The organism is Cupriavidus pampae (assembly GCF_914271485.1).
Taxonomy (GTDB): domain Bacteria; phylum Pseudomonadota; class Gammaproteobacteria; order Burkholderiales; family Burkholderiaceae; genus Cupriavidus; species Cupriavidus pampae.
In genome coordinates this window covers 695848-704317 of the sequence record NZ_CAJZAG010000003.1, presented here as the reverse complement: position 1 = coordinate 704317, position 8470 = coordinate 695848, and the positions used below count along the sequence as shown (strand labels likewise).

The 8470-nt window shown below is 61.7% G+C and carries 7 protein-coding genes; 3 read left to right on the top strand and 4 right to left on the bottom strand.

Translation table 11 applies throughout. The features are described 5' to 3' along the window. Positions 1-80 precede the first annotated feature (80 nt). The 4 genes from LDO41_RS10875 to LDO41_RS10860 form a co-directional block, all read right to left on the bottom strand. Entirely contained in the window at positions 81-362 is a 282-nt protein-coding gene (locus tag LDO41_RS10875; protein ID WP_223986803.1) for a PIN domain-containing protein, read from the bottom strand. 416 nt (positions 363-778) lie between these two features. Beyond that, positions 779-1723: a type II toxin-antitoxin system PemK/MazF family toxin gene (locus LDO41_RS10870; protein WP_223986800.1), complete on the bottom strand. Its 945-nt coding sequence runs from the start codon at positions 1721-1723 to the stop codon at positions 779-781. A gap of 180 nt (positions 1724-1903) precedes the next feature. Then, on the bottom strand, positions 1904-2896 hold the full coding sequence (locus LDO41_RS10865; RefSeq protein WP_223986783.1) for a tripartite tricarboxylate transporter substrate-binding protein: 993 nt from the start codon (positions 2894-2896) through the stop codon (positions 1904-1906). A gap of 138 nt (positions 2897-3034) precedes the next feature. Beyond that, positions 3035-4201: a mandelate racemase/muconate lactonizing enzyme family protein gene (locus LDO41_RS10860; protein ID WP_223986780.1), complete on the bottom strand. Its 1167-nt coding sequence runs from the start codon at positions 4199-4201 to the stop codon at positions 3035-3037. A 114-nt stretch (positions 4202-4315) separates the two neighbouring features. Between LDO41_RS10860 and LDO41_RS10855 the strand changes: the two genes are divergently transcribed. The 3 genes from LDO41_RS10855 (at position 4316) to ribA (ending at position 8391) form a co-directional block, all read left to right on the top strand. Continuing rightward, the gene (locus LDO41_RS10855; RefSeq protein ID WP_223986777.1) at positions 4316-5218 is read left to right on the top strand and encodes a LysR family transcriptional regulator; all 903 of its coding nucleotides are present in this window, start codon (positions 4316-4318) and stop codon (positions 5216-5218) included. A gap of 162 nt (positions 5219-5380) precedes the next feature. Continuing rightward, positions 5381-7615 (top strand): catalase, encoded by a 2235-nt coding sequence (locus LDO41_RS10850; RefSeq protein WP_223986774.1) that lies wholly within the window; start codon positions 5381-5383, stop codon positions 7613-7615. 179 nt (positions 7616-7794) lie between these two features. Then, positions 7795-8391, top strand: coding sequence for a GTP cyclohydrolase II (gene ribA, locus LDO41_RS10845; protein WP_223986759.1), 597 nt, complete (start codon positions 7795-7797; stop codon positions 8389-8391). Positions 8392-8470: the final 79 nt, after the last annotated feature.

The window sequence follows — 8470 nt, the reverse complement described above, 5'->3', positions numbered from 1 at the left end:
CGATCACTCCGAACTCCTGCGCGTTGCCGAGCAGGACAGTGTTCTATACGTGGGTCAACATTCGATGCAAATTACAGGCCCTAGTGGGTCAGGATCGGGTGCAACTCAACAGTAACTGATTCTGCAAGCCCCTTTTGGAGCGACGAGCGTGCCTCTTCGGTCTTCTTTGCCAGATGCCCACGAAGCTCTTTCAGGGTCATTTCAGAGAATACCAATCGAAACCCGGATGCGGCCAAGCCCTCCAACTGTTTCAGTTGCCCATGTTCGAGACGCAATCCGGAAGCGTCAAAGATACAAGTGTCTACAGAAATCGCTCTAATTGTTCCGTCAAGGATGCTCGCTCGAATCTCGTCTGGGTTCATTTTCTACAGTTGAAGGCACAGAAAGACTGACAGTTTATGACAGCAATCGAGCGAAATCGCTATGGTGTCACGCCGCTAGCCATGACGAAGGGTGACTTTCGAGCGAACCCGCGCGTGCGAGTAGCGCAGGTTGGTGGCGAACGCGTCGGATGGAGGCATCGAGGCGCTTGCAGTCGAGCCGCACCGCGAGGTCGCGCCGTGCACCCAGCCCCATCGCCGCGCTACGAAATCGCATCGGCTGCGACCAATGCAAGCCAGAAAAGCAAAATCCGCCACTAGGGCGGATTTGCTTAAAGAAGGTGCTGCCCAGGAGGCTCTTAACCGTCGCGATGGCCGGTCCTGGCCGGGACCCATCACCAAACGGAAGAAAGTATATCCCGACGCGTAGCCTCTCACAATGCTTCACCAAACTTTCGTTAAACGTCTATGTGCGTGGCATGTTGGGGAAACAGTTGACGCATCTCGTCTAGCGTCAGCTTTGAATCGGCTGCCACCTGCTCATACAGCGCGAAGAGTTCCAACTTCGTTTCCATCGATGCTACCTCTGCGCTCAGTCGGGCAGACAGTGCTTTCTCAGCCATGAGCGATTGGGTATCGCTGATGCGACTACCTGCAGCTACGCCGTGCAGAATCGCGTCTTTCAACTGGGTGCGAATGTGGCCTCGCACGACGATGCCGAATGTTGGGTCACGCGAATGCAGTCTGCTCGTGCGCGCTACGAGCGGGGCAATGATCCGACTGGCGGTCACGGTTTGGATCATTGTGCAAATGGCCCAACTTCGTTTCTGGTAATGAACCATGCGTATCAGTTGCGAGGTCACTTCAACGGTCGATTGCTCATCGGCCTCGGGTAGCTTCGAGCTTATTGGAATGACTTGTACAAGGTCTTCTGCCTTACGTTCGATGACCTGTGTCACCACTGCCAGACGTCGCTTTGGCATGCTGTATAGCTGAATTGTGTCGACATACTGTTTGCTTTCCTTGAAGTTGCCCGTCGCATCGCCAACGTTGAAGTGGTGACCGAACTCGACTTCCACCAGCGCCCAAGGGTGCAGTACGCTGCGGGCCCCTTTCCTGCGGGATGCCAGGATGTTCTTTAGGTAGTACTGCTTGTCGATCTGGGTGCGTCGGATAAGCAGAACGCGATAGATCATGCGGTTGGCACCCGGCGCGCGGTGAACGCTGTGGACCTGCCAGCGATACTCAGGATGGCCGATGAATTTTTTCGTGAGGAAGATAGGATTGCCTGCGGTCGGACTGAGAGGCAAAAGCACCTGCTCGATGCCATGGTGAGCTTCGTGACCGAGGGGTGTATAAACCTCAGCGCCAGTGGTTGCGTCCACCGTCGCTTCTTCGTACATGACGATAATCATCGTAGCTAGGACCCGCGTGTTCCATGTCGATTGCGCAAAACGAAGGGCCTCCCAATAGGGAGGCCCTTCACTCTTTGCATCGGGGCGCCCTTGCGGGGATGTGCCGATCGATGCGTCGACGCAACTCTATGGAACGCTGTTCACAGCGTCCATCGCAGCATTACGAAATCACTCCGGTTGAATGCCTGCGTCCTGAATGATCTTTCCCCAGTGTGCGACTTCCGTTTCGTAGAACTTCTTGTGGCCCGCTGGAGACAGGCGGTCGTCGGTGACTACCGTGATGCCGAGCGCTTCTTCGCGTTTGATTAGCTCGGGGTCTTTGAGGGCGGCGCGTAGGGCGGTGTTGATTTTGGTCAGCACTGCGGGAGGCGTGCCGTGCGGGGCGTACAGGCCGTGCCATACCGTGAAGTTGAAGCCCGGCAGGCCGGCTTCGTTCAACGTGGGTACGTTCGCCAGTGCAGGCACCGCCGAGCGTTGCAGGCTGCTGACACCGTAGGCTTTCACCTTCTTGCCTTCGATCTGCGGCGTGCTGTTGGTGGCCTGCTCGCACATCAGGTCGACCTGATTGCCCATCAGGTCCGACATCGCCGGGCCCGTGCCCTTGTACGGCACGAACGTCATCTTGCTCTTGAGCATGCTCTGTAGCATCAACCCGCACAGGTGCGAGGCCGAGCCCACCCCCGCGTTCGCGAGGTTGAGCTTGTCGCCATCGGCGGCGATCAGCTTGCGCAGGTCCGCAAGCGTATTCGGTGCGAGCTGTGGTTTGCCGATCAGCGTTGATGGCGCTTCGTTGATCAGGCCGAGGAATTCAAGATCCGAGCTCTTGTAGCCGAGCTTGCGATACAGCGACGGCGCCGTGGCCAGGCCGATATGGTGCACCAGCAGCGTGTAGCCGTCGGCGTTGGCGCGTGCCACGCGCGCGGTGCCGATGGTGCCGCCGGCACCGGTGGTGTTCTCCACCACCACGGTCTGGTTGAGCGTCTTGCGCAGTGCCTCGGCAACGTCGCGCGCGATCTTGTCGCTGGGCCCGCCAGCGGCGAACGGCACGACGAGGGTCACGGGTTTGTCGGGGTATTCGGCGAGGGCGATTGCGGGGGTTACAGCGATACCACAGGCCACTGCAAGGCCTGCGGCGCGAAGGCTCGCGCGCGGGTTCAGCATGGTTGTCTCCTGATTATTATGGTGGTGCTGCTTTCGGTACTGCGTGCGGGTATTGCCGGTATTGCGAGTGTTGCGGTTGCCAAGCGTACAGCGGAAACAAGAAACCCGCCGGCACGCTGCCAGGCGGGTCGGCGAGTATCAGGCTGACAGTGCCTGCATCACGCTATAGAGATCGGACTTGCCCTCGAAGCCGATGCCGGGCAGGTCAGGCATGGTCACGTAGCTGTTCTCGACCTTGACCCCATCCGGGAAGCCGCCAAACGGCTGGAACAGATCCGGATAGCTTTCGTTACCGCCGAGGCCGAGGCCCGCGGCGATGTTCAGCGACATCTGGTGCCCGCCGTGGGGAATGCAGCGGCTGGCCGACCAGCCATGCTCCTTGAGCATGTCGAGCGTGCGCAGGTATTCCACGAGGCCATACGACAGCGCGCAGTCAAACTGCAGCCAGTCGCGATCGGCGCGCATGCCGCCGTAACGGATCAGATTGCGGGCATCTTGCATCGAGAACAGGTTTTCGCCGGTGGCCATCGGGTTGGCGTAGTAGTTGCGCAGCGTGGCCTGCAGCTCGAAGTCGAGCGGGTCGCCGGCTTCCTCGTACCAGAACAGGTTGTACTGCGACAACGCCTTGGCATAGGCGATCGCGGTGTCGAGGTCGAAGCGGCCGTTGGCGTCCACGCACAGACGCTGGCCATCCTGCAGCACGCTCATGATCGAGTCGATGCGGCGCAGATCCTCGTCGAGCGAGGCGCCGCCGATCTTCTTTTTGACCACGGTGTAGCCACGGTCGATGTAGCTGCGCATCTCGTCCTTGAGCTTGCTGTGATCCTGGCCCGGATAGTAGTAGCCACCCGCGGCATAGACGAACACCTTGCGGTTCGGCTTGCCGTCGCCATATCGGTCAGCCAGCAGCTGGAACAGCGGCTTGCCTTCGATCTTGGCCACCGCATCCCACACTGCCATGTCGATCGTGCCGATGGCCACCGAGCGCTCGCCATGACCGCCAGGCTTCTCGTTGGTGAACATCGTGTTCCAGATCTTGTGCGGATCGAGGTTGTTGCCGGTGGCGTCGACTAGCGACTCCGGATCCGCCTCCAGAATGCGCGGGATAAACCGTTCGCGCATCAACGTGCCTTGGCCGTAGCGGCCGTTTGAGTTGAAGCCGTAGCCGACCACGGGCTTGCCGTCGCGGATCACGTCGGTGATCACGGCGACCAGGCTCAGCGTCATCTTGCTGAAGTCGATATAGGCATTGCGGATGGGCGAGCTGATCGGCAGGGTCTTCTCGCGGATTTCAACGATTCTCATTGGAACGGGTCTCCATGGGCGCCTGCTGTGGAAGGATCGCAGGGCCGAGTCGATAGCATAGAAGCGGCAAACCAGCCTAGAATTCACCGTAAATCAATTGACTATTAACTCTCAGTGAAGACTGATCTGGCTTCCGAGCTCGAATTCTTCGTGCTGATCGCCAAGCGCGGCAGCCTGGCCGCGGCCGCGCGCGAGATGGACCTGACGCCGCCAGCAGCCACCAAGCGCCTCGCGCAGATGGAAGCCCGGCTCGGCGTCCGGCTCGTCAACCGCACCACGCGCAGCGTCAGCCTGACCGACGAGGGCGAGACCTACCTGTCGTACGCGACGCGCATCCTGGGCGAGCTGCGGGCGATGGAAGACGCGGTATCGAGCGGCGGCGTGGCTCCCCGTGGGTTGCTGCGCGTCAACGCCACCCTCGGGTTCGGCCGCACGACCATCGCGCCACTGGTCTCGGAGTTCGCGCGGCGCTTCCCTGAAGTGGAGGTGCAACTGCAGGTGACCGATCGCCCGATCGATCTCGTCGACTCGGGCTTTGACCTGGCCATTCGTTTCGGCACGCTACCCGACAGCCGTCTGGCAGCGCGCCGCATCATGTCGAACCGACGCTTCCTGTGTGCGTCCCCGGGTTACCTGGAACGCCACGGCACGCCCCGTACGCTCGCCGACCTCGCGCGGCACCGCTGCATCATCCATCGGCAGAACGACGATGCGTACGGCATCTGGCGCTTTACGCACGACGACCATAGCGAAGCCATCAAGGTCGAGGGCAGCCTGTCGAGCAACGATGGCGACATCGTGCTCGGCTGGGCGCTCGACGGTCACGGCATCCTGATCCGCTCGGAATGGGACCTCGCCAAGTACCTCGAGAGCGGCCGCCTGCGCGTGGTGCTGCCCGAGTTCACGCTCCCCTCGGCCGACCTGTACGTCTACTACCCAAACCGCCGCAACCAGAGCGCGCGCGCACGCGCGTTCATTGACTTTCTCGTCGAAGCATTTGCACGCGAAAAGGCCTGACGCACATCAAGCGCGGTGTTCCGCAGCTTTTACAAGGCGATGTAAAAAACCGGGGTGGCATCGTCACCAATGAGCGTGCCCGTGCACCTGTGCGCGCTTTGCAGGGATGGCACGCAATCTGCGGTTCGACATGGTTCGATCACCTTCACCTCGGAATCGGCCATGACAAAAAAAGCTGCACCTCCCGCAAAGTCTGCTCGTCCAGCCGCCACTGGGACGCCGCCGGACACCACACCACCGAAGCCGCAAGGCGCTGGCGATAACAACGACGGTAGCTACGAGCGCGCGGTTGCCGATCGCCTGAATCGGCGGCCCAAGCGGCTTGGGTCGGAGACCGTCGGTAATCTCGTCTCGAATCAGGGGCGCACGCTGACGACCAATCAAGGGTTGCAACTGCCGCAGGATGACGACTCGCTGAAGCTGGGGCTGCGTGGTCCCACATTGCTCGAAGACTTTCATCTGCGCGAGAAGATCACGCACTTCGATCATGAGCGCATTCCCGAGCGTGTGGTGCACGCGCGTGGCGCGGCCGCGCATGGATACTTCGAGTTGACCGAGTCGCTCGCCGATGTAACCACGGCGGATATCTTCACGCGCGTCGGCGAGAAGACGCCGGTGTTCGTGCGATTCTCCACCGTCGCGGGTTCGCGTGGATCGCCCGATCTCGCGCGCGACGTGCGTGGTTTTGCGACCAAGTTCTACACGCGGCAGGGCAACTTCGATCTGGTCGGCAACAACATGCCGGTGTTCTTTATCCAGGACGGCATCAAGTTTCCGGACTTCGTGCATTCGGTCAAGCCCGAGCCGCATAACGAGATCCCGCAGGCGGCCTCCGCGCACGACACGTTCTGGGACTTCGTATCGCTGCAGCCGGAGTCCATGCATATGGTGCTGTGGACCATGTCGGGCCGCGCGCTGCCGCGCAGCTTCCGCACGATGGAAGGCTTCGGCGTACATACGTTCCGACTCGTCGATGCCAATGGCAACGGCACATTGGTCAAGTACCACTGGAAGCCCGTCGGCGGCGCGCATTCGCTGGTATGGGACGAAGCGCTGAAGATCAACGGCAAGGATCCCGACTTCCACCGTCGCGATCTGTGGGACTCGATCGATGCGGGCCTGTTTCCCGAGTACGAACTAGGCGTCCAACTGGTGGCCGAGACCGATGCGCTCAAGTTCGGTTTCGATCTGCTCGACGCGACCAAACTGATTCCTGAAGAGCTGGTACCGGTGCGACGCATCGGCAAGATGGTGCTCGATCGCAATCCCGACAACTTCTTCGCGGAGACCGAGCAGGTGGCGTTTCACCCGGGCCATATCGTGCCCGGTATGGACTTCACCAACGATCCGCTGCTGGCCGGACGGCTGTTCTCCTACACCGATACCCAGATCACGCGCCTCGGCGGACCCAACTTCCACGAACTGCCGATCAACCGCGCGCTCTGCCCTGTGCATAACAATCAGCGCGACGGCTTTATGCGCCAGACCGTCGTGCAGGGCCGCGAGAGCTATCAGCCGAACACGATCAGTGGCGGCTGCCCGTTTCTGGCCGGCGACGCGGAGGGCTACAAGCACTTCCCGCAGCCCGCTGAAGATGGCGCGGTAAAAGTCCGCATGCGCAGCCACACGTTCGCCGATCACTTTTCGCAGGCGAATCTGTTCTGGCGCAGCCAGTCCGCGGTGGAGCAGACGCAGATCGTCGACGCCTACACGTTCGAGCTCTCGAAGGTAGCGAGCCCCGAGATTCGCGAACGTGTCGTTGGGCAACTCGTACATATCGCGCCCGAACTCGCGGAACAGGTGGCGGCCAACCTCGGCATCGAGGTCGTGCCGGTTGGCCCCAACGTGCCGATCAACGACTACGGCATCGCGACCTCACCCGCGCTGAGTCTCGACGCGCAGCCGAAGGGCGCGATCAAGGGCCGGCAGATCGCGGTGCTCGTCAACGACGGCGTGCGCGACGAGGCCATCGATTCGCTGCGCAAGCTGGCCACGGCCGGCGGCGCGGTGGTGAAGATCATCGGGCCACGTGCAAACGCGGTGGTCACTGCCAAGGGCGTGACATTGAAGGTCGATCACGCACTCCCGTCGGTGGGCTCGGTGCTGTTCGATGCCGTGTACGTGGCCGATGGCGACAATCCACCCACCGTGCCACCCGCTGCCGCGCTGCTGTTCGTCAGCGAGAGCTACAAGCATTACAAGGCGGTGGGCGCGGGCGGTAACGGCGCGTTGCTGGTAGCGGCCGCCGCGCGCGCTGCCGGTCTCGATGGCGGCTTTGCGGGCCCAGGTGTGCTGGTCACCGAGAAGGAGCAGCCGGTCGGCCACAAGGCGTTTCTCGAGGCCGTCGGTCAGCACCGGTGGTGGGATCGCCCCGACGCGTTGCAGGTGCCGGTCTAGGCGCCTGCGGCACGCGCACTATTCCCCGCGCACGCTTTTTGTCCCTTTCCCTCGTTACGAGGGAGGGGCGGCGAGCGCGGGGCGGGCGCGGAGCCCCGGTTCCAAGCATGTCCCGCCGTGGTGCGGTATCCTTGCCGCCATGCGTCGCCATATGGCGGACATCGCACCACATTGACAACATGAATGACACAGAAAGCGAGCTGATCGGCTCCGCACGCCTGCCGACACGGTACGGCGAGTTCACCGCGCACGCATTCAAAGGCGCGCATACGGGCACAGAGCATCTTGCCCTCACGATCGGCGATATCTCTGGCGAGAACGTCCTGACGCGGCTGCATTCCGAATGCCTGACCGGCGACGTGTTCGGCTCGTGCCGCTGCGACTGCGGCCCACAGCTCGATCTCGCCATGCAGAAGATCGCCGAGGAAGGCCGCGGCATCCTGTTGTACCTGCGCGGTCACGAAGGTCGCGGCATCGGCCTGTCGAACAAGATCCGCGCGTATGCGCTGCAGGACGGCGGACTCGATACCGTCGACGCGAATCTCGCGCTTGGCCAGGCCATCGATGCACGAACCTATGTATTCGCGGCCGATCTGCTGCGCCAATGGGGCGTGAAGTCGATCCGGCTGATGAGCAACAACCCCGTCAAGCAACGCGCGCTGGAAGACGCCGGCATTATCGTCGCCGAGCAGATGCGTCACATCGTGCCGTCCAATTCCGAGAACGAGAAATACCTCGCGACCAAGCGGTCTCGCATGGGTCACCTGTTCGACTGAATGTAGGCATCGACCGACAACCGGTTGCGAGCGTACCCGACAGTTGGCGCGCGCCCGCTCCCCTATCTTGAAGTCATAC